Here is a 23292-nt window from a genome sequence, read left to right as displayed (position 1 = left end):
ATTTTCAGCTGGCAATTTCTGCATCAGGCCCCTTGGGAGGAACCATGAGTACTTTTTCCTTATCCACCATTACTGAGCCCGGAGCAGAGCCTTTGACTTTTCTTACAAACTTCGCTTCGGTGACAATCACTGGGGCCAGACTGTCATTTTTCATTTTTGAATAAAAAGCCGCCAAAGCTGCAGCTCGCTCAAGCACCTGATTGGGTACTTTTGGCATTCCCTTAGTTCGGATGACAACATGAGATCCTGCTGCTTGTCTGGCATGAAGCCATAGATCATCCTTATGGATAAAGGCTCTGAGCATCTCATCATTATCCTTGGCGGATTTTCCCACCCAAATGGTATAGCCCTGAAACTCGAAGATTTTGAAAGGCAAACCTGAAGCCTTTGGACTCGGTTTATCGGATTTGAGATTAGCTTTTTGATAGGATTTAAGTCCTTTAAAATCCTGGATCCCCTGGATTTCCTCAATCTTTTGGATCAACTCTTCTTTGAGGGTTTCTTTGGCAGCCAGAGTTTTTTCGATCTGGTCTATTTCCAATTGCCGGTTTTTAGACTTGCGATAGAGATTCTCTGCTAATTCCTGTGGCTTCTGGTTAGGTTTTAGAATTACTTTCACCGACTTCCCGGAATAGAAATCCATCAGCTCCATCTCATGTTTTCCCGGAGAGAAGGCATGGAGATTTGCCATGATGACATCTGCCAACTGGGAGGGAGGTGCAGCGTTTTTTAGCTCGCTTAGTTTAATTCCCGATTTTTCCAGATAATTCTCTGTCCGCTTTAGCTGTTCTTGGAGGTTCTTTATCAGACTATTTTTCTCCTTTTCAAAGCTTCCTTTGACAATAGCGAGGTAAAAAAGCTCATTGGTGGCTTGAAGAGGACTGGAAAATGTCTTTATGGGATTTTGCTCTGGGAGAAGGCTTAGGTATAGGTCATCCTCCTTATCCACCAAGGAAAACAATGGTGTATCCAGAATATCCAGTAATTCTTCCATCAAACCCCATTTGGTTTCCAAATTAGCCTCTGGATATCCTCGGTCTTTAAGCCATTTTCTAGGGACTGTTCCCAAAGTAGGGAGAAATTTGGAAGCATTTCCTTCTACTTGAGAGAATGTGGCTTTGCTGAGGTCTAATGGGTTATGCAGGCTATTGAAATTTAGCGTTTTGTCTTCCCGGATTTCATTTCTGAAGAGAGAAAAGGGAACTTCCTCAGAATCTGAGTAAAGCAAAACGTTGCTTCGGTTTCCATGGAGCTTGAAGACCAATTTTTTTCCGGACTCCAGACAAAAGTAAAATGCTCTCTCAAATTCGAAGACTTGGCAGTCCAGGATGGTGTCACCGATTATGGAATCAAATAAATTGACGCTGTTTCGTTTGGCTCTGTGGAATTGTGAAGGGAAGCTGAGATGAATATGAGGGGGGAGAAAATGCGCCCTGATCCAAAGGGTTTCGGTCTCATCCGAAGTTTCTAGGATCAATTCATCCTTGCTTTGGGAAAAGCAGGATTGGATCGTCTTTCCACGAAATTCTTCTGCCAATTCCGGACAGAGGTATTTCAGAAAATGGTAATTGAGATGCATCAGGACAAAGTTAACTCAAGTCCGTCGTAGGCAAGTTGGATACCCTCAGGAAGATCCTGACAGACTTTTTCATGAAGTCCAAGCTTGTGAGAGATATGCGTAAAATAGGTTTTATGAGCACCTATTTTTTGGGCTTGGACGACGGCTTCTTCCAAAGTGAAATGGGAGATGTGTGGCTCATTTTGAAGCGCGTTTAGAACCAGGATTTCCGTGCCTTCCAAGAGTTTGAAAGACTCTTCCGGAATATGATTGGCATCGGTGATGTAGGAAAAATCTCCAATCCTGAAACCCAAAACCGGAAGTTTGTAATGAAAAACTGGAATGGGAATGATCGATATGCCATTGATATGAAATGGATTTTCATCGATTTCTATCTGTTCAATCTGTGGAACTCCAGGGTATTTATTGGCGCTAAACACATATGAAAACTCCTTACGGATCTGCTCCAGGACATTTTTTCGCCCGAAAATAGGCATGTCCTTTTGCTGACGAAAATTGAAAGGGCGGATATCATCCAATCCGGCTGTATGATCTTTGTGCTCGTGGGTAAATAGGATCGCATCCAGTTTTTTGACTCCAGCTCTGAGCATTTGCATCCTGAAATCCGGGCCAGTGTCAATGACCAGCGAGACTTGGTCAATCTCCACATAAACAGAAGAACGAAATCGCTTGTCCCGAAAATCCACCGATGTGCATACCTCACAGTCGCAGGTGATTACAGGAACGCCTTGGGAAGTGCCAGTGCCTAGAAATTTGACTTTCAAAACTTTAAGGTGGTTTGTCGGATTTCTGTCAGGAAGTCCTGATTGACTTTGTCTTTGAAATCCTTAGGGTCAAAATTTAGTTCACCAAGAATGTCAATGAGGACGTTGATTTTTCCTTCCAGAGGAAAATATTTGTTGATGATGACGATTTTGGTGTCTTTAAGTACACAATAGCCTGACTTGAAATTTCCTTTTTCATAGCGCAGGATATATTCCGAAGAAGCAAACAGATTCTCCAGTTTGTCCAAAAAATGCTTGGTGTACTTAATGGCCATGGTTTAGCTGAGATGTTTTTTGACAGTGGCTAATACTTTATCGTAGTCTAGTGGCTTTTGGATGAAGTCATCAAATCCAAATTTCCGAAACTCTTCCGGAGACAAATTATTCAGGTTTCCACTGATTGCAATAATGGGAAGTGAGCTTTTTTTGGAATCCTTCATGCTTCTGATTTGCTTAATACACTCCAGCCCATCCATGACGGGCATGGTTATATCCATGAGAATCAAGTCAAAATCTTCTTTATCCAGGAGCTCCAAAACCAACTTTCCGTTTCTGGCAGCTTTCATCTGATAATTTTCAAAAGCAAGGACATTTTTTGTCAAATTAATAATGATGGAGCTGTCTTCTCCAATAAGAATTTTTTTAGCACTCATGATTCGAAAATAGTTTCTTGGTTTAAAAATTCATTCAATTCTTTGATTTCAAATTCAAGTTTTGCCTTTAATTCTGCCCAATTCTCCATTTCTTCGGATTTCAGACAGGCTTCAAGTTTTTGGGAAGTCAAAAAAATTCTCTGAGCCCCCAGTGTTCCTGAATTTCCCTTTAGGCTATGGATTAATTCAAGCAATTCTTCTTTTCCTTCCGGCAGCTTTTGCATTTTGTCCTGAACGATTTGACACTCTTTTTCAAAATCCTTAAAAACCTTCTTGATGGTAAATTTTGAATTGTATTTGAAAAGCTGCCCCAGGATTTTTTTATCCAGAATGACATCTTGGATTTCGGACTCTGTTTCTTCTTCAATTTCAGAGATAGGCTGAAGATAGGACTGCACGGTGTGAAGAAATTCTCTTGGCCGGATGGGCTTGATAATCAAATCATCAAATCCCTGATCCAAAAATACTGCCCGCTCATTTTCTTCCGCATAGGCCGTGACTGCAAGAATTGGACAGCAGTTATTGACCAAAGCTTTGATTTTCTTCATGGCAGTGATGCCGTCCATTTGGGGCATTTGGATGTCCATTAAAATCAAATCAAACTGTTGTTCTTGGATTTTATGAAGTGCTTCGAGTCCATTTTTTGCAACTTCAAAACTGTACAGACTTCCCAGCAGATTTTCAAAAAGCTTTCTATTCAGGTCGTTGTCTTCGACAATTAGGATCTTTTTGCTTTTCATTTCTTTAGTATTGATTTTTGAAGGAAGTCAAACAGAAATCAACTTGCCTAACAAAAAACATCTCATTTTAGTAGTGGGGCCTACAGCGGTAGGGAAGACCGAAGTCTGTATAAAACTAGCCAAAAAATTTAATACCGAAATTATTTCCTGCGACAGCAGGCAGTTTTATCGTGAATTGGAACTGGGTACAGCCAAACCAAATGCGGAGGAGCTTGCCGAGGTTCGGCACCATTTGATCAACTCCCTCTCCATCGAGGAAAATTACGATGTGAAGAAGTTTGAAAAGGATGCTTTGGAAATTATGGCAAGCCTTTTTGAAGAAAAAGATGTGGTATTGATGACCGGGGGATCGGGGCTATTTGCAGACGCCATCACTGAGGGTTTTGATGAAATGCCTGATATTTCTTCGGAAATCCGGGAGATGGTCATTTTTGAATATCGGCAGAAAGGATTGTCTTGGTTACAGCAGGAAGTTGAAAAAGAGGATCCCGAATATTTCCAAATTGTAGATCAGCAAAACCCACAGCGCTTGATGCGAGCCTTGGAGGTCATAAGGGGGACAGGAAAGAAATTCAGCAGCTTCCGTGTCAAAAAGAAAGCAGAGCGGCCTTTTAATATTATAAAAATAGGTTTGACCCGGGATCGGGAAGAGCTTTATGAGAGGATTGATCAGAGAATGGATCAAATGATCCAATTGGGTTTATTTGCAGAAGCGGAGTCTTTTTTCGAAAAGAGACATTTGAATGCCTTGCAAACCGTTGGCTACACGGAAATTTTTGGATTTTTGGAAGGTAAGTACGGCCGGGAGGAAGCCATCAGGCTATTAAAAAGAAACAGCCGACGCTATGCAAAACGTCAGCTGACTTGGTTTAGGAGAGATCCAGAGATCCAGTGGTTTCATCCCCAGCAAATCGAGGAAATTCAACACTGGGTGGAATCTCAGATTGGTTGAAGGCCGCTTATCTTGGCGACCCAATTGTAAGGAGCTTTTTTGATCAATTGATTGTATTGGAATTTATTGACTTTCAATTCCCGGATAAGTTCCAGTGCTTCTGAAGATATTTGCTTCGAGGCTTCTTTGGATTTCCACTGCTTCATGATCTGATCAGGATCGGAAATCTGCCCCAGAATCAATCCTAATTCCGGATGGGCCAAAGCAAGTTTGGAAAAGAGTTCTTTTTGAAGACTGAGCTTCCCCAACATGGTGTTTCTCACGGTTAGGAAAAACAAAAGACAAGCTCCGCCGATGGTAAGGAAAAGAGGAATGTATCCCATAATTAAATACTCAAAATGTCAATTAATTTCAGATGGTCAGGGATCAAAGGCTTAGGCATGCCAATGCAATCTCCAAACGGTGTATAAACCACCTCCTTGTTAACTACTCCAGCCATGCAATTTGTTTTGCCTTCCAACAATCCTTCTACTGCAGCCATGCCGCATCGGCTTGCCAGCACCCGGTCAAAAGCAGTCGGGTTACCTCCCCGTTGAATATGACCTAAGGTAGTCACTTTAAATTCCTTATTCGGATCCTTGATTTGGGCTTTAACCTGCTGCATGATTTCCTCCGCATTGCCGAGATCATCTCCTTCGGCGACAACCAGAATGCTGGAAGTCTTGGTTTTCCGTAGGTTTTTGAGAGATTTTACGACATGCTTTAAGTCTGTTTTGGTCTCGGGAACCATCACAAATTCAGCTCCTCCACCGATTCCACACTCCACAGCGATGAATCCTGCATCTCGCCCCATCACTTCAATAAAGAAAATCCGGTCGTGTGCGGCCGCTGTATCACGGATTTTATCAATTGCCTCCAAGGCAGTGTTTACTGCCGTATCGAATCCAATGGTATAATCTGTCCCATAAATATCATTGTCGATGGTCCCTGGGCAGCCTACGGTTGGGATTCCATATTCTTCAAAGAAAACCTTCGCACCGGTGAAAGTACCATCACCACCGATGGCCACTAGCCCTTCAATTCCGTGACTTTTTAGGTTTTCATAGGCTTTTTTTCGGCCCTCCGGAGTCCTAAATTCCAGAGATCTGGCTGATTTAAGGATTGTTCCTCCCCTTTGAACAATATTGCTTACCGAATAGGAATACATTCTTTTAATTTCCCCCTCGATCATCCCTTCATAACCCCGGTAGATTCCGTAGACATCAAGTCCTCTGTAAATTCCCGTTCGTACCACCGCACGGATACAAGCGTTCATTCCAGGAGAGTCCCCACCGGAGGTAAATACTGCAATTCTTTTCATGGTTTCAGGTTTAAGCGCCCCAAAAATAGAGATTATACAAGGAATACCCCATAGAACATTTAAAATTGGGAAATCAAATTATCATTCAATTGGAAGTTGGGAATCAGCTGAAGTAAACCCTATTTTAAACTTAAAGTTTTCGAAATGAATTCATCTCCTTTAAAATTTTCTTTTGGAGAATTGCCTATTGGGTTGGGATGCATGTCCTTACCAGAAGCATATGACAAGGCCCCATTGATCTTGTCCCGAGCCTTAGACCTTGGAATTCAGTTTTTTGATACGGCTGATCTTTACCAAAATGGACTGAATGAAGGAAATCTCGGAAAGTTTTTTCAAGGTAACCGAGATCAAATCAAGCTTGCCAGTAAAGTGGGAAATCAACTGAATCCGGATGGGAAATCTTGGTCCTGGAATCCTTCGAAGGCTTATATTTTGAAAGCAGCGGAGGATTCACTGCGAAGGTTAAGAACAGATTACCTTGATCTGTACCAATTGCATGGAGGAACTTTGGAGGACCCTTGGGAAGAAACTCTGGAAGCTTTTGAAATCCTCAAGACCCAGGGGAAAATTCTTGCCTTTGGGATTTCTTCCATTCGGCCAAATGTAATCCGCAAAGTGATGTCCATGAATCCTCCAGCTACGATCATGATGCAATATTCTCCTTTAGACCGAAGGCCCGAAGAAGAGGTTTTTCCGCTCTTGGAAAAAACACCAACCCGGGTTTTGGTCAGAGGAGGAATGACCAAAGGGATTTTGCTGGATAAGCCATTGAGTCCTTTTTTGGATCTGTCCACCGAAAAGGTCGCGGAAATCAAAAATGAAATTCATTCCTCCGACTTTTCTCCGGAAGCAGTTTTGATCAAGTACTCCTTGGATGAAAAAGCTGTGGGAATGATGGTTCTAGGAGCTAGCAGGCCCGAGCAATTGGAGAAAAACCTAAGAGCCTTAGAAGAAAGTAAGTCTATTCCGGATGATTATATTCTTCAGCTCAAGCAAAAGTTTAGCCCCAATAAATACCAAGACCATCGGTAAGAATTTTATTTGGTGTGTGAAGCTTTTTAGCTTATTTGTGAATTGAAAAGGAATATAACCCCCATGAAAAACATACTCTTTCTTTCGGCTTTTTTGGCCTTTTTTTCCTGTCAAACCCAAGAAACCAATCCTGAACTTGCCCGCTGGGAAGCTCAGGCCGAACAGGTGGAAATCATCCGGGATGATTTTGGCGTGCCGCATATCTACGGGAAAACTGATGCAGATGCAGTATTTGGGCTTTTGTATGCCCAATGTGAGGATGATTTCAGAAGGGTGGAGCGAAACTATGTCTGGGCGATTGGACGATTGGCTGAATTGGAAGGGGAGGAAGCAATCTATTCCGACGTCCGGGCAAATCTTTACATGACGGAAGAAGAGGCCAAGCAGGCCTATGAAAAAGCCCCTGATTGGCTAAAGAAACTCTGTGTAGCCTTTGCTGATGGGATTAATTTTTATCTGCACACCCATCCAGAAGTGACTCCACAGGTAATCGCCAAGTATGAACCATGGATGCCGATGTTCTTTTTCGAAGGGTCGATCGGTGGGGATATTGAGCGGATCTCTACTGAGCGGCTGAAGGCTTTCTATAAAGAAAACAAGGCTTTGGCTTCTTATGATGCCCAACAAGAGCTAGAAAAGCTACTTGATGAACCCAAAGGTTCAAATGGAATTGCCATTGCGCCCAGCCTTTCTGAATCCGGAAATGCCATGTTGCTGATCAATCCGCATACTTCCTTTTATTTCCGTCCGGAAGTTCACGTTGTCAGCGAGGAAGGCTTAAATGCCTACGGAGCCGTGACTTGGGGGCAGTTTTTTGTGTATCAGGGTTTCAACGAAAAAACCGGATGGATTCATACCTCAACCTTTGTGGATTTTATCGATGAGTTTGAGGAAAAAATGATCGAAGAAGACGGGATGATTCTTTACAACTATGGAGGTGAAAAGCGGGAAGTGAAAACTCAGGAAATCACCCTGAAATACAAAGAAGGAGAGGAGTTGAAAAGTAAGTCTTTTACCATCTACCGAACTCATCATGGACCGATTACCCATAAAGGAGAGAATGGCTGGGTAGCCACCAAAATCAACTGGGATCCGGTCAATGCCTTGGTTCAAAGCTATACCCGAACCAAGCTGAACAACTATGCGGAGTTTAAGGAAATGATGAATATCCGCACCAACTCTTCCAACAACACGGTGTTTGCGGATGCGGAAGGGAATATCGCGTACTTCCACGGGAATTTTATCCCAAAAAGAAATCCTGAATTTGACTTTTCCAGACCGGTGGATGGAAGTGATCCCGCTACCGATTGGCAGGGCTTGCATACCGTTGATGAAAGTATTTTGATTCTTAATCCGGAAAACGGATGGATTCAAAACTGTAATTCCACTCCTTTTACCGCGTCGGGAGCTTTCAGTCCAAAAGAAGAAGATTATCCTAACTACATGGCCCCAGATCAGGAAAATTTCCGGGGAATCCATGCCGTCAAAGTTCTTCAGAATGTTGAAAAATTGAATCTGGACAGCTTTTTGGCCTTGGCACACGATCCGTACTTGCCGGCTTTTGAATACCTGATTCCAGAGCTGAAGCAGGCCTTTGCGAGCGCTGGAAAGGGGAAGGAAAACCTGAAAGAAGCCGTGGATCTTCTGAGTTCATGGGATTATCGGACCGGACTGAATTCCGTTCCCATGTCCTTGGCACATTTCTATGGGGAAAATTACCAAAGGAGATTCAGAAGTTTGAGCAGGTTTATCAATCCTACGGGAGCGACTGCACCAAAGCCGGTGGAGATACTGGAAGTCTTGGAAGAGACCTTGGCTCAGATGGATGCGGATTTCGGAACTTGGAAGACCCCTTGGGGTGAGATCAACCGCTTCCAAAGACTTAGCGGAGATATCGACCTGAAATACGACGACAACCAGCCTTACATTCCCGTAGGCTATGCCTCAGGTAATTGGGGAGCTTTGGCAGCTTATGGAGCCAGAACCTTCGAAGGAACCAAAAGACTCTATGGCTACCGAGGAAACAGCTTTGTAGCCGTGGTCGAGTTTGGAGAAAAAGTCAAAGCCAAAACCATCCTAGCCGGTGGACAAAATTCCGATACTAATTCCCCACATTTCTTCGATCAGGCCCAGCGCTATGCAGATATCAACTTCAAAGAAGCTGCTTTCTATCGGGAAGATGTCGAGAAAAGAGCGGAGGAGAGGTATCAGCCGGGGAAGAGGTGAATTGGGAATGATGAATTTATAATTAGGAATTATACCATTAGAATGGGTAAAAGACCCAATTCAATATAGAATATTTAAGAAGGAGAGTTTTAAAAATTAAATCAGCACCCAATTGAACTAGAAAGGAACCAAGTAGAAATTGCACCCATATTTAGACTATTTGCTTAAAGAAATAAAATAAGAAGGCTGAATAAAATGTTGAATAATTTCCTAAGTGATTTATAAAACTTCCTGAACGGTTTTCCTTTTATCCAATTGAGTAGAAGTAGAAGTAATAGAATTAAAAGGGATAATTGGTGATTTATGCTAATAGTAATTTCCATAATTTCGATGTTTTTAATTACCGAAATCTCAGGATTGAAAAATTGGGAATTGTTAACTTTGTTTATTTTGTGAGGGAATATTTTCAAATGCCATTCAACTTTTAGGAAATGCTTTTTTTATTCATTTTCCCTTATCCTTCAGATAGTTGCTGATTAAGCTCGATTTTTTTATTGGGTTTCCTTATCCCTTTACCATTCCTGCCTAAGAGCCTTTGTAGCCAAATTCCAGTTTCTAATCGTCTTTACGAGAAGGCATAAAAAAAAGCCCAGACTTTCATCTGATTGTACACTAGGAAGGATTCGAACCCTCAACCCTCGGAGCGGAAATTCAATTTTTTAGGTATAAATCATGGACAAGCATCGAATATTAAAATTCTTATCTTTAGAATACCATGAGAGAAACAGCGATTAAACAGGAATTGAGGAGACTAATTGAGAAGGAAAATGACCTTCATCTATTAGAGGCGATCAAGACTTTGCTTGTTAAGTCCAGTTTGGATCCAGTACTTAAAGAGAAACTTACTACTAGGGCATTGAAAGCTGAGGAAGATATCCAAGCCGGTAGGGTTTATTCCAGAAAAGAGTTGGAAAAGAAACTGGATAGTAAGCTCAGTCAATGAGAATTATTTACACTGATCAATCATTTAAAAGCCTCGAGGAATCCTTAAGTTTTTTATGGAAGGTTCAGGGTGTTCCTCTTGAAAAGGTCTTGGAGATCAGAAATCAATTATTGGACAAAGCTGAAAGTTTAACCACAAATCCTCACTTGGGCCAAATTGAAGAATATTTGGAACACCTTGAAAAAGGACATAGAAGATTAATTGAAGGTAATTTCAAGATTATTTACCGTGTAGAGAGTGATTGCGTCTATATCACTGATTTTTTCGACACCCGCCAACATCCGGAAAAAATGAAAGGCTGATATTCTTCCTTTTCAAGAAAGAGCGAATTTTTCAAATACCCCTTTTCCGTTTCTTGCTGCCTTTGCGCCTTTGTGGCCTAAATCCAGTTCCAGTTTCTAATCGTCTTTACGAGAAGGCATAAAAAAAAGCCCAGACTTTCATCTGAGCTTTCTAAGTACAGCCGGAAGGATTCGAACCCTCAACCCTCGGAGCCGAAATCCGATATTCTATCCAGTTGAACTACGGCTGCGTACTTTCTTTATTTTGCTTCCAAAGCGGCTTTCACGCGCTCTGCTGCTTCTTTCAAGGTGATTGCGGAGAATACTTTCAATCCTGATTCGTCGATGATTTTCGCACCTTCTTCAGCATTGGTTCCCTGAAGTCTTACGATAATCGGAACGCGAATATCGCCAATAGACTTGTAAGCTTCAACTACTCCGTTGGCAATTCTGTCACATCTTACGATTCCACCGAATACGTTGATCAAGATTGCTTTTACGTTTGGATCCTGAAGGATGATACGGAAACCAGCCTCTACCGTTGTGGCATTAGCTCCTCCTCCTACGTCCAGGAAGTTGGCAGGCTCACCACCGGAAAGCTTGATCATATCCATGGTAGCCATCGCCAAACCGGCGCCGTTTACCATACAACCTACGTTTCCGTCCAATTTCACATAGTTCAAGCCAGATTTGCCAGCTTCTACTTCCAATGGATCTTCTTCCGCCAAGTCTCTCAATTCAGCCAATTTTGGCTGTCTGTAAAGCGCATTGTCATCGATGTTTACTTTGGCGTCAACCGCCAATATTTTGTCATCAGAAGTTTTCAACACTGGGTTGATCTCAAACTGAGCAGAATCAGTTCCTACATAGGCATTGTAAAGCGCAGAGATGAACTTTACCATTTCCTTGTGAGCAGTACCAGTCAAACCTAGTTTGAAGGCTACTTTTCTAGCCTGGAAGCCCTGAAGACCTACTTTAGGATCGATCCATTCTTTGATGATTTTCTCCGGATGGTTTTCAGCAACCTCTTCGATATCCATACCACCTTCGGTAGAAGCCATGATCACATTGGAACCTGTAGCTCTGTCCAAAAGGATGGACATGTAGTATTCTTTTGGTTCGGAAGCTCCTGGATAATACACATCCTCAGCCACCAAAACTTTATTTACTTTTTTTCCTTCAGCGCCAGTCTGGATAGTAACCAAGGTGCCACCAAGAATCGCAGCAGCCTTTTCTTTTACATCCTCCAACTTTTTCGCCAAGACTACCCCTCTGGAGCCAGTCTCTTTTACTTCTCCTTTTCCACGGCCACCTGCATGAATTTGTGCTTTGATCACATACCAGGAAGTACCGGTCTGAGCGTTAAGTTTTACTGCGGCGTCATGAGCTGCTTCAGGGCTGTCTGCGACAATACCTTCCTGAATTCTAACTCCATAACCTTTTAATACTTCTTTAGCCTGATATTCGTGAATATTCATGAGTTTGTGTTTTTATTTCTAAGGCCATCTGAAATCTTGCTTGGCTGGTTATCTTTCCAGCCTTTGGCTTTTGAGGCCAAGCTTGATTTCATCCTCTGGAAATTTTTGCCCGAAGATAAGGCGATGCCATCGATAAATCAAACCGACTTTTTCCATTTTTTGGTAAAAATCCGGCTTAGCTACTGGATTTGAGGGATTTGTTTTACTTTTAAAATCTCAAAAAATAGTACTATGCTGATTGCCAAAGCGATCCATAAATCCTATGGAAGCCTAGAAGTTTTAAAAGGAGTAGATCTCGAAATTTTTCCGTCAGAAATTGTTTCCATCGTGGGTTCCTCCGGAGCGGGGAAAAGTACCCTCTTGCATATCTTAGGGACCTTGGATCAGCCGGATTCCGGAAGTTTGGAGATGGAGGGGAAAAATCTCCTGAGTTTGAAAGGGGACCAACTGGCAAAATTCAGAAATGAAAAAATCGGGTTTATTTTTCAGTTTCATAACCTGCTCCCTGAATTTACTGCAGCTGAGAATATCCAGATTCCGGGTTATATTTTTGGAAAGAGTGAGAATATCCTTAAAAAGCGGGCTGCTGAACTTGCTGAAATCTTGGGAGTAAGTCACCGTCTGGACCATAAGCCTTCTGAACTTTCCGGAGGGGAACAGCAAAGGGTCGCTGTGGCCCGAGCATTGATCAATGATCCATCAGTAGTTTTTGCCGACGAACCCAGTGGTAATTTGGATTCTGCCAATGCTAAAGGCTTGCATGAACTCTTTTTCAAGCTACGGGAAGAACTACAACAGGCATTTGTAATCGTGACTCATAATCAGGAGTTGGCTGAAATGGCCGACCGGAAAGTGGTCATGCAAGACGGTTTAATTGTAGGCGCTTGATTATTTCCGGATTAGCCGGACCATCGCTTCCACATGTGATTTGCTTTCAAAAAGACCCTCGTAAGCAGAAACGATCCGAAGATTTTCGTCCAATAGATAGGTTACTCTTTTGGGCATTTTAATCAATGGGATCAAGGCATCAAAGGCTTTGCAAACAGATCCGTCTTCATCAGAAAGCAAGTCAAAAGGGAGCTTATAGGCCTTCTTGAACTTTTTATGGGTAGGGATATCATCTCGACTAATTCCAAAAACAGGAATTTCTAAATTTTTGAATTCTGAAAATTGATCCCTGAATTCACAGGCTTCCTGAGTACATTTGTTGGTGAAATCCTTAGGGTAAAAGAAAAGAATAAGCGGCTTTCCTTTCATTTGCTCCAATTTTAAAACTTCGTCTGATGTGGATGGGAGAGAAAAGTTTGGCGCTTTGGTGCCTTTCGATAATGCCATGTTTAATTTTTTGAAGTAGAACTAAGCCGATAACGGAAAGGTTTCTTGCAAATATACTTTTGTGCTACTGTTCTTCCCTTTAGAGTCTTAGCTTTGGGCTTTTAAAATCCAAACACCGAGAATTTGAAAATTAGCAGCGTCCAATCCATGCTTCTGGCAGGCGTATTTTTTGCCATGATGAATGTGTCGGTGAAGTTTATACCTCACATTCCTGCAATTGAGATTGTGTGGTTTAGATCGGTGTTTAGCCTAGTGTTCACGTTTATTCTTCTTCAGAAAAAGAAGATTTATGTGTTTGGAAACCACAAGGGGAGTCTGGTGATCCGGGGTTTGGTCGGGTCGATTAGCTTGATATTGTTTTTCTATACGCTTCAGAGAATTCCTTTGGCCAGTGCAGTGACGATGCAATACTTGTCTCCGATTTTCACGACTCTATTGGGTGTATTTATCATCAAGGAGCGGGTGCTTCCAATTCAGTTTTTGTATTTCGCCATGGCCTTTGCTGGAGTCTTGATCATCCAGGGATTTGACCCTCGAGTTGACCCTGTCAGTGCGGTGATGGGAGTGACCTCCGGACTGGCTGCCGGTTTGGCTTATAACATGATCCGTAAGCTCAAGACCTCTGAACATCCTCTGGTAATTGTGTTTTATTTCCCTTTGGTGACCTTGCCCATTGCTTCAGTCATCATGTTTTTTGATTGGGTGACTCCAACAGGTTGGGATTGGCTGATGTTGCTATGGATTGGCTTTTGCACTCAAAGCGCACAGTATTTCATGACAGTCGCCTACCAAACAGGAAATCTTTCCCGAGTTTCTAGTCTGAGCTACATGAGTGTGTTGTATGCCCTGGGATTTGGATATTTTCTCTTTGGTGAAACCTTCCCCATTGAAGCATATCTGGGAATGGCTTTAGTATTGGTGGGGATATTATTAAATCTCAGGGTAAAGCATTAAAAGAAGTCCATATATGAAAAAGGGTGCTCAAGGCACCCTTTTTATGATTTAGGATTGAATTATTTCATTTTGATTTCGATCTCCAAAGAGCTTTCGATTTTTTCCAAAACCTTTTCATAAATCGACTCATTTACATTTCGATTGATCAATAATACACCATTGGTAAGTTTGGCATTTTCAAGCTGACTTTGGGTGATGGAATTAAACCAACCTTGCGCATTGATTTGCATCAAGGCGATTGCATTTTTGTCTTCTCCTAGGAAAAAGAAATCATCATCATCCTCTGCTTCAATTTCTAATTCGAAGTCCAGATCCTCATCATCGTCTCCGTAAACCTCAAACTTGAAAGGTACTGAAGATCCATTGGTACGTGTGAAAGTGCCCTCTAGCTGAAGAGAAGGCTGATTTTTATAATCGATTACGTCCATTTCCAGCTCGATTTCCTCATACCTTCCTGCAGGAATATTGAAGAAAAAATCTGGCGAACTGTCTACCGCATCAAAATCAATCCTTTTTGGCTCTGGAAATTTGATCTCTATTTCCCTTTCGAATTCTGCACCATTAGCATCCAAACCGGCAGTTTCAAGTTCTATTTTTTTGATCAGGACAAACCCAGTTTTAATGTTTAATCCAGTGTTTTGAAGTCTGGCACCTGCAGTACTTCCTGAGGATAATTTGATCCCCATTCCAACTTTTACCTCGCCTTCTCCAAGAGCAGGCTCATTTTCATCTGAGCATGAAGCCAAAGAAAAAAGGGATACAGCCAATCCCAGGGTCAGTAGTTTTTTGTTGATTTTCATTTTTCAAATGGTTACATCTTATTTCAATAAGGTCAAGAATGGCTCCAAAGTTTCATAAGTTTGATAAAGCCTGAATTATAAACGAATTGAGGTCTAATTTTTTATGAAATTGTAAATCATTGAAATTTTTGGAGGGCATGGTGTGGGGAAATTTTGCGGAAAAATATTCTCAAGTGGGGAGAAGTTGGAATACTTTTTTACAATCTTAATTGACCTACAAATAGCTGTATTTTTGGTCTGGCAAGGATATCCTCTTACCTTTAAATTGTCATTTTACCCCTATGAAAATCACCAAAGATCTTTACCAAAGCAGTCTGGTTTTATTGACCGATTTTTATCAACTGACTATGGCCTATGCCTACTGGAAATCGGGTAAGGGAGAACAAGAGGCTGTTTTTAACCTTTTTTTCAGAAAACATCCATTTCAAGGAGGTTTTACCCTTGCTGCCGGATTGGATTATGTCATTGATTTCTGTCGGAATTTTAGGTTTGATAAAAATGATCTTGAATACCTCCAGGAAATGAAAAACAAGGATGGGAGTCCGGTGTTTGAGCAGGATTTTTTGGTGTACTTGGAAAATCTGGAATTTACCTGTGATATCGATGCGGTTGAAGAGGGAACTGTTGTTTTTCCCAACGCGCCATTAGTTCGTGTCAAAGGCCCTTTGATCCAATGCCAATTGCTGGAGACACCGCTTTTGAATATCATCAACTTCCAGACCTTGATTGCTACCAAAGCTGCCCGAATTAATTTGGCCGCACAGGGAGAACCTGTGTTGGAATTTGGACTTCGAAGAGCCCAAGGGATCGATGGGGCATTAGCAGCAAGCCGAGCAGCCTACATTGGAGGCTGTGCTTCTACCAGTAATGTCATGGCAGGGAAGCTTTTTGGGATACCTGTTGCGGGTACTCATGCCCATAGCTGGATCATGTCCTTTGAGACAGAGCTTGAAGCTTTTGAGGCCTACGCAGAGGCTTTTCCAGATCAATGCGTCTTTTTGGTGGACACCTATGATACCCTGAACGGAGTCAGAAATGCTATCAAAGTGGGGGAGATTTTGCGGAGCAAAGGAAAGGAAATGCTCGGTATCCGGATTGATTCCGGGGACTTAGCTTACTTCTCCACCCAAGCCCGGCAGATGCTGGATGAGGCGGGTTTTCCCGATGCGAAAATAGTAGCAAGCAACGACTTGGATGAGCACATCATTGCCTCCCTGAAATCGCAGGATGCAGAAATCAATGTCTGGGGAGTTGGAACCAAATTGGTGACTGCCTATGATCAGCCTGCATTGGGAGCGGTTTACAAGCTTTCTGCAATCAAAAATTCAGAGGGGGCATGGGAGCCTAAGGTGAAAGTTTCCCAGCAATCCTTGAAAATCAACATCCCCGGATATCATAACGTGAAGCGGTATTTTTCCAAAGGGAAAGCTGTTGCGGATATGATATATCTGGAAGATCAGGAAATAGATTCCAGAGGGGTAGTCATCATTGATCCGACAGATGCTACGAGAAGAAAAAGGCTGATGCCTGCTTTTTACCAAGAGGAGGTTTTGCTCAAGCCGATTTTTAAGAAAGGAGAAAAAGTCTATACCCGACCGAATCTTCATGAGATCAGGGATCGTGCTGCTCAACAGTTGGAATCTTTGGACAAGGCTCATATGCGCCTCATCAACCCCCACTTATATCCGGTAGGATTGGAGGAAAATCTGCACCATTTGCGGATGGAATTGGTTTTACAGGCAAAAAAGTTTGAAAATGGACATCAAGCAGAATAGCACCGCATTGCTCATTGTGGATGTGCAAAATGATTTTATTCCCGGTGGTGCTTTGGAAGTGAAAGACGGAGACCAGATTATCCCAATGATCAATGCAATCCAGAAAAAGTTTTCTCACGTGATTGTCACCCAGGATTTTCACCCTGCAAATCATGGGAGTTTTGCATCCCAATATGATGGGAAAAGCCCTGGAGAATTTGTGGTTTTGGGAGGATTGGATCAGATTCTTTGGCCAGATCACTGTGTGCAGGGTACATTTGGGGCTGAATTCCACAAGGATCTAGACCAGTCGAACTGGGAGGTCATTTTCCAGAAAGGCAAAAACCCGGAGGTGGATTCCTATTCTGGATTTTTCGATAATGCAAGAAAAGGAGACACAGGCTTAAATGCTTATCTGAAAGCCAAGGGAATAGATACTGTTTTTGTCTGTGGTCTAGCCCTGGATTATTGTGTAAAGTTCACCGCGCTGGATGCCAAATCACTTGGCTTTGAAACTTTCTTAATTGAAGATGCTACCCGCGCCGTCAATCTTTCACCTTCAGACGGAAAAGATGCCATAGAGGAAATGCGTAAATCAGGAATTCAAATTTGTACCTATAAAGAGTTTTTGTAATGTTTCAGTTTGACCCAGAAAAGCACTATCCAAAAGAGACTGAGAGTAGAGTAGTAATCCGTTTTCAGGATTGCGATCCCTTGAGGCATTTGAATAATGCGAAATATTTTGACTATTTCTTCAATGCCCGTGAGGACCAAGTGCCGAAGTTATACGGATTGGAAATCATTGATTTGATCCGGGTGTATAAAGCTGCTTGGGTAGTTTATAATCACAACATCAGCTATGTAAAGCCGGCTATGGTAGGTGAGTGGGTTCGGATTATGAGCCGAGTTCTATGGTATAATCACAATACCATTGTGGTGGAATATTATATGACTGATGATTCTAAAACCCAGTTGAAGACAGTTTTATGGTCAACCATGAGGTATGTGACTCTTGCCGAAGGAAAGTCAACCGACCACTCCGGAGCCGTGAATGAGTTTTTGGAAGCCACTTCTGTCGGGTTGGACATTGCTGGCTTGGACATTCGAGACCGGGTAAAGCAGCTTAGAGCAGAAATAGAAAAAGGGAAGTGATTCCCTTTTTTTATACTTCAAATCCATAATCTCTTTCCACTCTGGCAATTCTGGTTTTATAGGCTTTGTACCATTTTTCCTTTCCGTTTTTTTGGGCCAACTGGTGATCGGAATTCATTTTCCAATTTTTGATTGCTTCAAGACTTTCCCAATAGCTGATGGTAATTCCCAATCCGTCCCGGACACTTTCATGGCCCAAATACCCTGGTTGTTGTTGTGCTAAGTGGATCATTTCTTCGGCGGTCTGGGTATAGTGGTCCTGAATATCTGTTCTGATATTGGTGAAAATAACAGCATAGTAGGGAGGATCTGGAGTTTGAGCAATCATTTTTACGATTAGGCTAAGATGAACTTTCCAAGCTGGAAAAAGGGCTTTGTGCCAACGAAAATTACAAAATGATTTATTCTTTTTTGAGGTATATGTTTATCCGCAATTGCACCACAACCCAAAATTCCTTTGGTTTTGCGGCCGGAAGTCCGAAGTCCGAAGCTGACTAAAACTGAACTTCAAGCGGGATTTTATACCTAGTGTACGGCCTATTAGTAAGAAAGCGGATATACATATGTGTGCCTTGAAGCGAAGGAGTAAGTTCTTTGCATGCTGTTGAGAAGATGAAGGAAGGTCCTTCGTGGAAGCTGTCAGCCAGATTTCACAAACCACTTTATGGTGCGTTTTACCGAAAGGTACTCGTATTGAGCGATAAAGAAAAGGCAGAGGTCATCTGTCAGGTGGGTAACGGGGAGCTGAACGAAAGTGAACCTCCATATTAAAACATCGATATATCCATAGCTCATACTGAAACTGAGGGGGTATATGTGTCCTCAGGAATAAAGTTCTGCAGAAGTAAGCTGTTACCGGCCGGACAGTATGCGGTGTAAAGGAGGCAGGAACCCGTTTCAGGCTTTTCAACGGAACAAGGGAACTCTTTCAGCAGTGCTAAGGGAAAGTACAAGCAGAGAACCTGTAAGGCGAATACCGAAATGCTGAAAGGGGGCGGATTCCATCGTAGTAGTGACGATATTCTGTGAAAGCAGAGAGGAGCGAAGGGTGGAACCAGAGTCGGTTTGCATAGTGACAACAACTTGTAAAATGGGATGATTGATTATTATGAAACAAAGGAACATCCTGTAAACAGGGTAATGGTACTGGAGGCCTTTAGAAAGGTTAAGTCCAGCGGTGGAAGCGGTGGAATAGACGGACAGAGCATCAGCGACTTCGAGGAGGGACTAAGCAGGAATGTTTACAAACTCTGGAACCGCATGAGCTCAGGAAGCTATCACCCTTCAGCGATCAAGGAAGTGTTGATTCCCAAGAAATCAGGGGGTACCCGAGGACTTGGGATCCCGACAGTTTCGGACAGGGTATGCCAACAGGTGGTCAAAACCTATCTGGAACGTATAGTAGAACCGACGTTTCATCCTGACAGCTATGGATATCGACCTGGGCGGAATGCTCATATGGCGATCCAGTCAGCAACCAGGAGATGCAGCAAAATTGGATGGGTACTGGACGTCGATATCAGTGGATTCTTCGATAACATTCCCCACGACCTGCTGCTGAAAGCTGTAGAATACTATACCCAAGAAAAATGGATTTTGATGTACATCGAGCGTTGGCTGAAAGCTGATGTTGTGAAACAGGGAACAGGAGTGACTGAAAGACGAGAGAAGGGTACTCCTCAGGGAGGGGTTATCAGTGGACTGCTAGCGAATATGTTTCTACACTTCACCTTCGACAAGTGGATGGCGAAGTATTTTCCGAAAATGCAGTTCGAGAGATACTCGGACGACATCATTGTTCACTGCGTAAGCAACAAGCAAGCAGCATTCATGAAAACCCGATTGGCGGAAAGGTTGAACGAATGCGGACTGTCCATGAACGAAGCAAAGACAAAGATTGTCTACTGCCGAAATGACCGAAACAGGGAGAACCCTGAAACGGCATCATCATTTGACTTTCTGGGATATACGTTTAAGCCCCGCTATTGTCCGACAAAAGACGGACTGAAACTGATCACCGCTGCGTGTATGAGTGAATCTTCTAAGACCTCAGTCAAGGATAAACTCAGAAAATTTTCGATAAGGAAATTCAGAGGAAATATTCAAGAACTGTCGTCTGCTATCAACGTCATGATAAAGGGCTGGATTAACTATTACTGCAAGTTCCACAAATGGACAACGGTAGGATTATGGTTTTGGCTGAACAGGAAACTGATAGAGTGGAAGATGGCTCAGAAACGGAGACTGGGTAAAAGGAAAGCAATCAGGTGGCTGGAAACAGTCTACCGAGGAAAGCCAAATCTCTTCGCCCACTGGCAACTGGTACCACCAACTCTTGGTAAGAACAGGAGACCTGACTTTGGAAGCGCCGTGTGATGGGAGACTATCACGCACGGTGCTGTGAGAGGTTTGGGGTGAAATTCCCCTTACCTACTCGACTAAGGTATATTGATTTCTTATTTTTTGTTCAGAGGAAGACAAATAGCTTTTTAGAAATTCCTTAAGCGCTTCTGGATTTGATTGATTTGAATCAAAAATTGGCTCCCAATAAAACTGATTTCAATTTTGTCTCGTAAATTTGTATGCAAGACGAGTAAATTAAATCTGTATTCAGAATATAATTTTGAAGGATTAGATCTTTAAGGTTTAGGTTTGGTCTTCCTTCAATTTTCTACTCGTTTTTTTCCTAGCGTAGAAACAGTCCAGTCCGGTCATAATTCTATGGATTAGGGAAAAGTTGTTAATTCACCTTAGCCCCGACTACAGTCGGGGCTTTTTTTTTAAGAAAATAGAAAGGGCCGAGGAGAGAAGCATAAGGCAAAAATCAGGATTGCTATCCAGCCGATTATTTTCCGGCCTGTGCTCAAAGATCTGCATCCCGAAACATCTGGGTGTTTGACCCCCGCTAATCTTCCAATAAAGAAAGCAAATAGTAACCAGCCTTGGTATCCTTCCCATTCAGGACGGACAAAGGCAATGACATATTGCACAGCGGCAATAGAAAGCGCCAGGGTGATTTTTGACCTTGAAGTCAAGTCCGTCCGAGTATAGCAGATGTAAAGAAAGCCGATATACAAGGGGATCCTTAGGAATAAATCCTCTAAAGGCATTAATGGACTGATCATTCCAAGTCCGGCATAACTCAGGAAAAGGGTAAAAGCTGTCAGGGAAATCTGATAATGATGCTTTGGAAAAAGGCCAAAAATCACGTGACCACCATCTAGCTGTCCAATAGGAAGGAGGTTAAGGGCAGTGAAAAAAAGTGCCAAATATCCCGCAAATAAGAAGGGGTAATGAATGACTTCTTTCATACTCGGCATTCTTTCCGGATCAGCTAAGGTGTCTCTCAAAAATGAAAAAAGGAGATTGTCACCCAGCGAAAACTCCAACACATCCTCTCCATATCCTTCAAAATCGGGATCTGCATATTCCGGATGAACTTCGTAAATGTATTCCGCCGGAGGCAAATGGGTAAATCCATAGATCAAAACCCCCAAGGCCAGCACAAAACCCGCGATTGGCCCTGCGACACCGATATCGAAGAATTTTTTTCTACTGTTGACAAATCCCTTCATTCGGATAATGGCGCCAAATGTTCCGATGGATGGAATGCCTATAAATCCCAACCAAACCGGGATGAAATAAGGAAGAGAGCTCCGGACTTTATGGACTAGAGAAGTGAAGAAATGGCCCAATTCATGAACTAACAAAATTCCTATAAAAGGAATGGAAAATGCTGTAGATTTCCAGAAATATTCCCAAGTCAAGGCACTTTCTTCCACGCCAATGACGGATTTTCCATACACCCATTCTGCTCCTGCCAAGGTAGTCGTGATGAGTGTCAAAAAGAATAGGGTAAAGTGCCTGAGGTATTCCTTGGGACTAAACATGCTTAAAGTAGTCAAAGATTACCTCGGGACCAGTCACCTGAATTGCTGTAATCCCGCAAGATTTAGCTCCAAGAACATTGGCCTCTAAATCATCGAAGAAGATCACTTTATCACCTTTGGTGCTGAGTTGTTCTAGCATAGTTTGATAGATTTCTTGTTGAGGCTTTGCCAAGCCCATTTCGTGGCTGTAAAAAACATGGTCCACAAGTTGATGAAATGAATCCACTCCAAAATCCTTCTGTAGCATTTCATTTACCGCATCAATATGAATTGCATTGGTATTGCTTAAGATACCGATTTGGTATTTGTTTTTGAGTTTTTGGATTAATTCAATTCGAGAGGGAGGAATGTTTCCTAAAAGGCTATTCCATAATAAATCTACCTCGGAATCGCTCCAGTTTTGGCCAAAGTATTCATTGACATTTCTTCTGAAAGCAGGGGAATCCATTTTCCCTTTTTCATATTCCTTGTGGAAATCGGTGAGATAGAAGTAGTCTACCCGGTCATGAAGGGTATTCGAAACCAATGATTTAATATGATTCAAAGACCTTTGGTAGTCAATATCTATGATCACATTGCCGAGGTCGAAAATCAAAAAATCAGCTGAAATCTGCTTGCTCATGCACTTTTTGAGTTGTGTAAGTGAACTCAAATATGTAACATTGCAGACCCAAAACCAAGGCCTATGTCTGTCAAGGGCCATTTTTGAAGTCGAGAGTTTTTCTTCTTCAACATGATCTGAAATGGAGGCTTTTGGATTTGGAAAAGATAAAATTTATGGGCCTATAGCTCAGTTGGTTAGAGCTTCTGACTCATAATCAGGAGGTCGCTGGTTCGAGCCCAGCTGGGCCCACAAAGTCACCTTTTTAAAGGTGACTTTTTTATTTTGAGGAATTTCTGGTGAAAGATAAGTCCAAAAAGTTTTTAAAGCTTCCCAAGCGCATTTGGCAAAGATGGTTCAGGCAAATAATTCCAATTACAGTAGAGAGATGTTTTTGAATTTAAAAATCCGATTTTCCGAATCTCGGATAAAAAGTCCAATTGAAATTTGATTCAAGCAGGCTTGGTTCTTTCGGGCTATTAAGTGAAGCTGATATCACTGGAGGGGCAATTCCAATAATCTGAAAAAAAATCCCGGATTGTATTCAATCCGGGATTTTTTTAGATTTCTCTGTATGCTATGATGCCTCCGAGAACATTTCTGACTTTTGAGAATCCTTTGCCCTCGAGGAATTTTTTTGCGTTTCCACTTCTGGCTCCTGAGCGACAATGAATCACGATTTCTTGATTTTTATACTCTTCCAATTCATCCAATCGATGGGGTAGTTCTCCCAATGGAATATTTTTGGCGCCTAAGTTATCCTCTTCATACTCCCATTCCTCTCTTACGTCCAAGAAAAGAAACTTCTCTCCCTGATCGAGGCGGGACTTTAAATCGTTTACGTTTATATCTTCCATA

General features: G+C 42.3%; 25 protein-coding genes and 2 tRNA genes. 12 read left to right on the top strand and 15 right to left on the bottom strand.

Features of this window, described 5'->3' with window-relative positions; all coding sequences use genetic code 11:
• Positions 1 to 4: 4 nt before the first annotated feature.
• The 5 genes from G458_RS0100630 to G458_RS19965 are packed head-to-tail and all read right to left on the bottom strand — an operon-like array spanning position 5 to position 3736.
• Positions 5 to 1579, bottom strand: a complete 1575-nt coding sequence (locus G458_RS0100630) for an NFACT RNA binding domain-containing protein (protein WP_026950181.1) — start codon at positions 1577 to 1579, stop codon at positions 5 to 7.
• Positions 1579 to 2343: an MBL fold metallo-hydrolase gene (locus G458_RS0100625; protein WP_026950180.1), complete on the bottom strand. Its 765-nt coding sequence runs from the start codon at positions 2341 to 2343 to the stop codon at positions 1579 to 1581. Before G458_RS0100625 ends, G458_RS0100630 begins: the two co-directional genes overlap by 1 nt.
• Positions 2340 to 2618 carry a hypothetical protein gene (locus G458_RS0100620; protein ID WP_026950179.1) on the bottom strand — a complete coding sequence of 93 codons (279 nt, stop codon included), beginning with the start codon at positions 2616 to 2618 and terminating at the stop codon, positions 2340 to 2342. The genes G458_RS0100625 and G458_RS0100620 overlap by 4 nt, the downstream gene beginning before the upstream one ends.
• A 3-nt stretch (positions 2619 to 2621) precedes the next feature.
• Positions 2622 to 2999, bottom strand: a complete 378-nt coding sequence (locus G458_RS0100615) for a response regulator (protein WP_157359641.1) — start codon at positions 2997 to 2999, stop codon at positions 2622 to 2624.
• Positions 2993 to 3736 carry a response regulator gene (locus G458_RS19965; RefSeq protein WP_035467510.1) on the bottom strand — a complete coding sequence of 248 codons (744 nt, stop codon included), beginning with the start codon at positions 3734 to 3736 and terminating at the stop codon, positions 2993 to 2995. The genes G458_RS0100615 and G458_RS19965 overlap by 7 nt, the downstream gene beginning before the upstream one ends.
• Before the next feature lie 43 nt (positions 3737 to 3779).
• Between G458_RS19965 and miaA the strand changes: the two genes are divergently transcribed.
• Complete coding sequence (gene miaA / locus G458_RS0100605; protein ID WP_084438803.1) at positions 3780 to 4688, top strand: tRNA (adenosine(37)-N6)-dimethylallyltransferase MiaA; 909 nt, start codon at positions 3780 to 3782, stop codon at positions 4686 to 4688.
• Here the strand turns inward: miaA and G458_RS0100600 are convergent.
• Both G458_RS0100600 and pfkA read right to left on the bottom strand, forming a co-directional pair.
• Entirely contained in the window at positions 4676 to 5011 is a 336-nt protein-coding gene (locus G458_RS0100600) for a hypothetical protein (protein ID WP_026950176.1), read from the bottom strand. The two genes, miaA and G458_RS0100600, sit on opposite strands and share 13 nt — an antisense overlap.
• A gap of 2 nt (positions 5012 to 5013) precedes the next feature.
• Complete coding sequence (gene pfkA, locus G458_RS0100595; protein WP_026950175.1) at positions 5014 to 5988, bottom strand: 6-phosphofructokinase; 975 nt, start codon at positions 5986 to 5988, stop codon at positions 5014 to 5016.
• A 144-nt stretch (positions 5989 to 6132) separates the two neighbouring features.
• On the opposite strand from pfkA, the gene G458_RS0100590 reads away from it, so the two are divergent.
• The 4 genes from G458_RS0100590 (at position 6133) to G458_RS22065 (ending at position 10491) form a co-directional block, all read left to right on the top strand.
• A complete protein-coding gene (locus tag G458_RS0100590) occupies positions 6133 to 7020 on the top strand; it encodes an aldo/keto reductase (RefSeq protein WP_026950174.1) in 888 nt (295 codons plus the stop codon).
• A gap of 63 nt (positions 7021 to 7083) precedes the next feature.
• Positions 7084 to 9246, top strand: a complete 2163-nt coding sequence (locus tag G458_RS0100585; RefSeq protein ID WP_026950173.1) for an acylase — start codon at positions 7084 to 7086, stop codon at positions 9244 to 9246.
• 715 nt (positions 9247 to 9961) lie between these two features.
• The gene (locus tag G458_RS0100575; RefSeq protein WP_026950171.1) at positions 9962 to 10189 is read left to right on the top strand and encodes a hypothetical protein; all 228 of its coding nucleotides are present in this window, start codon (positions 9962 to 9964) and stop codon (positions 10187 to 10189) included.
• Positions 10186 to 10491, top strand: a complete 306-nt coding sequence (locus tag G458_RS22065; protein ID WP_035467508.1) for a type II toxin-antitoxin system RelE/ParE family toxin — start codon at positions 10186 to 10188, stop codon at positions 10489 to 10491. The genes G458_RS0100575 and G458_RS22065 overlap by 4 nt, the downstream gene beginning before the upstream one ends.
• Positions 10492 to 10647: 156 nt before the next feature.
• Here G458_RS22065 and G458_RS0100565 read toward each other — a convergent pair.
• Positions 10648 to 10721, bottom strand: a tRNA-Arg gene (locus G458_RS0100565).
• Between the two features lie 9 nt (positions 10722 to 10730).
• A complete protein-coding gene (gene sucC, locus G458_RS0100560; protein ID WP_026950170.1) occupies positions 10731 to 11948 on the bottom strand; it encodes an ADP-forming succinate--CoA ligase subunit beta in 1218 nt (405 codons plus the stop codon).
• A gap of 231 nt (positions 11949 to 12179) precedes the next feature.
• Between sucC and G458_RS0100550 the strand changes: the two genes are divergently transcribed.
• A complete protein-coding gene (locus tag G458_RS0100550) occupies positions 12180 to 12836 on the top strand; it encodes an ABC transporter ATP-binding protein (RefSeq protein WP_026950169.1) in 657 nt (218 codons plus the stop codon).
• Here G458_RS0100550 and G458_RS0100545 read toward each other — a convergent pair whose 3' ends face one another.
• Positions 12837 to 13283 carry a peroxiredoxin gene (locus G458_RS0100545; RefSeq protein WP_026950168.1) on the bottom strand — a complete coding sequence of 149 codons (447 nt, stop codon included), beginning with the start codon at positions 13281 to 13283 and terminating at the stop codon, positions 12837 to 12839.
• Between the two features lie 147 nt (positions 13284 to 13430).
• Here G458_RS0100545 and G458_RS0100540 point away from each other — a divergent pair, with 147 nt between their 5' ends.
• Entirely contained in the window at positions 13431 to 14237 is an 807-nt protein-coding gene (locus G458_RS0100540) for a DMT family transporter (RefSeq protein WP_026950167.1), read from the top strand.
• A gap of 59 nt (positions 14238 to 14296) precedes the next feature.
• Here the strand turns inward: G458_RS0100540 and G458_RS0100535 are convergent, their stop codons facing one another.
• Positions 14297 to 15037 carry a hypothetical protein gene (locus G458_RS0100535; RefSeq protein WP_026950166.1) on the bottom strand — a complete coding sequence of 247 codons (741 nt, stop codon included), beginning with the start codon at positions 15035 to 15037 and terminating at the stop codon, positions 14297 to 14299.
• A gap of 281 nt (positions 15038 to 15318) precedes the next feature.
• Here G458_RS0100535 and G458_RS0100530 point away from each other — a divergent pair, with 281 nt between their 5' ends.
• Genes G458_RS0100530 through G458_RS0100520 form a run of 3 tightly spaced genes read left to right on the top strand, consistent with a single transcriptional unit; the run spans position 15319 to position 17943 of the window.
• A complete protein-coding gene (locus G458_RS0100530) occupies positions 15319 to 16812 on the top strand; it encodes a nicotinate phosphoribosyltransferase (RefSeq protein ID WP_026950165.1) in 1494 nt (497 codons plus the stop codon).
• Positions 16793 to 17425 carry a bifunctional nicotinamidase/pyrazinamidase gene (pncA, locus tag G458_RS0100525; protein WP_026950164.1) on the top strand — a complete coding sequence of 211 codons (633 nt, stop codon included), beginning with the start codon at positions 16793 to 16795 and terminating at the stop codon, positions 17423 to 17425. The genes G458_RS0100530 and pncA overlap by 20 nt, the downstream gene beginning before the upstream one ends.
• Positions 17425 to 17943: an acyl-CoA thioesterase gene (locus tag G458_RS0100520; RefSeq protein WP_026950163.1), complete on the top strand. Its 519-nt coding sequence runs from the start codon at positions 17425 to 17427 to the stop codon at positions 17941 to 17943. Before pncA ends, G458_RS0100520 begins: the two co-directional genes overlap by 1 nt.
• 10 nt (positions 17944 to 17953) lie before the next feature.
• On the opposite strand, the gene G458_RS0100515 is transcribed toward G458_RS0100520, so the two are convergent.
• A complete protein-coding gene (locus tag G458_RS0100515; protein WP_026950162.1) occupies positions 17954 to 18271 on the bottom strand; it encodes an antibiotic biosynthesis monooxygenase family protein in 318 nt (105 codons plus the stop codon).
• A gap of 767 nt (positions 18272 to 19038) precedes the next feature.
• On the opposite strand from G458_RS0100515, the gene ltrA reads away from it, so the two are divergent.
• Positions 19039 to 20319, top strand: coding sequence for a group II intron reverse transcriptase/maturase (gene ltrA / locus G458_RS0100500; RefSeq protein ID WP_026950161.1), 1281 nt, complete (start codon positions 19039 to 19041; stop codon positions 20317 to 20319).
• 404 nt (positions 20320 to 20723) lie between these two features.
• Here ltrA and G458_RS0100495 read toward each other — a convergent pair whose 3' ends face one another.
• Both G458_RS0100495 and G458_RS0100490 read right to left on the bottom strand, forming a co-directional pair.
• On the bottom strand, positions 20724 to 21833 hold the full coding sequence (locus G458_RS0100495) for a site-2 protease family protein (protein ID WP_026950160.1): 1110 nt from the start codon (positions 21831 to 21833) through the stop codon (positions 20724 to 20726).
• Positions 21826 to 22455, bottom strand: a complete 630-nt coding sequence (locus tag G458_RS0100490; protein WP_026950159.1) for an HAD family hydrolase — start codon at positions 22453 to 22455, stop codon at positions 21826 to 21828. The genes G458_RS0100495 and G458_RS0100490 overlap by 8 nt, the downstream gene beginning before the upstream one ends.
• A 157-nt stretch (positions 22456 to 22612) precedes the next feature.
• On the opposite strand from G458_RS0100490, the gene G458_RS0100485 reads away from it, so the two are divergent.
• A tRNA-Ile gene (locus G458_RS0100485) sits at positions 22613 to 22686 on the top strand.
• Between the two features lie 308 nt (positions 22687 to 22994).
• Here G458_RS0100485 and G458_RS0100475 read toward each other — a convergent pair.
• Positions 22995 to 23291 carry a rhodanese-like domain-containing protein gene (locus G458_RS0100475; protein ID WP_026950158.1) on the bottom strand — a complete coding sequence of 99 codons (297 nt, stop codon included), beginning with the start codon at positions 23289 to 23291 and terminating at the stop codon, positions 22995 to 22997.
• Between the last annotated feature and the right edge of the window lies 1 nt (position 23292).

Source organism: Algoriphagus mannitolivorans DSM 15301 (assembly GCF_000429425.1).
GTDB lineage: Bacteria > Bacteroidota > Bacteroidia > Cytophagales > Cyclobacteriaceae > Algoriphagus > Algoriphagus mannitolivorans.
This window is presented reverse-complemented; position numbering and strand designations above follow the sequence as displayed.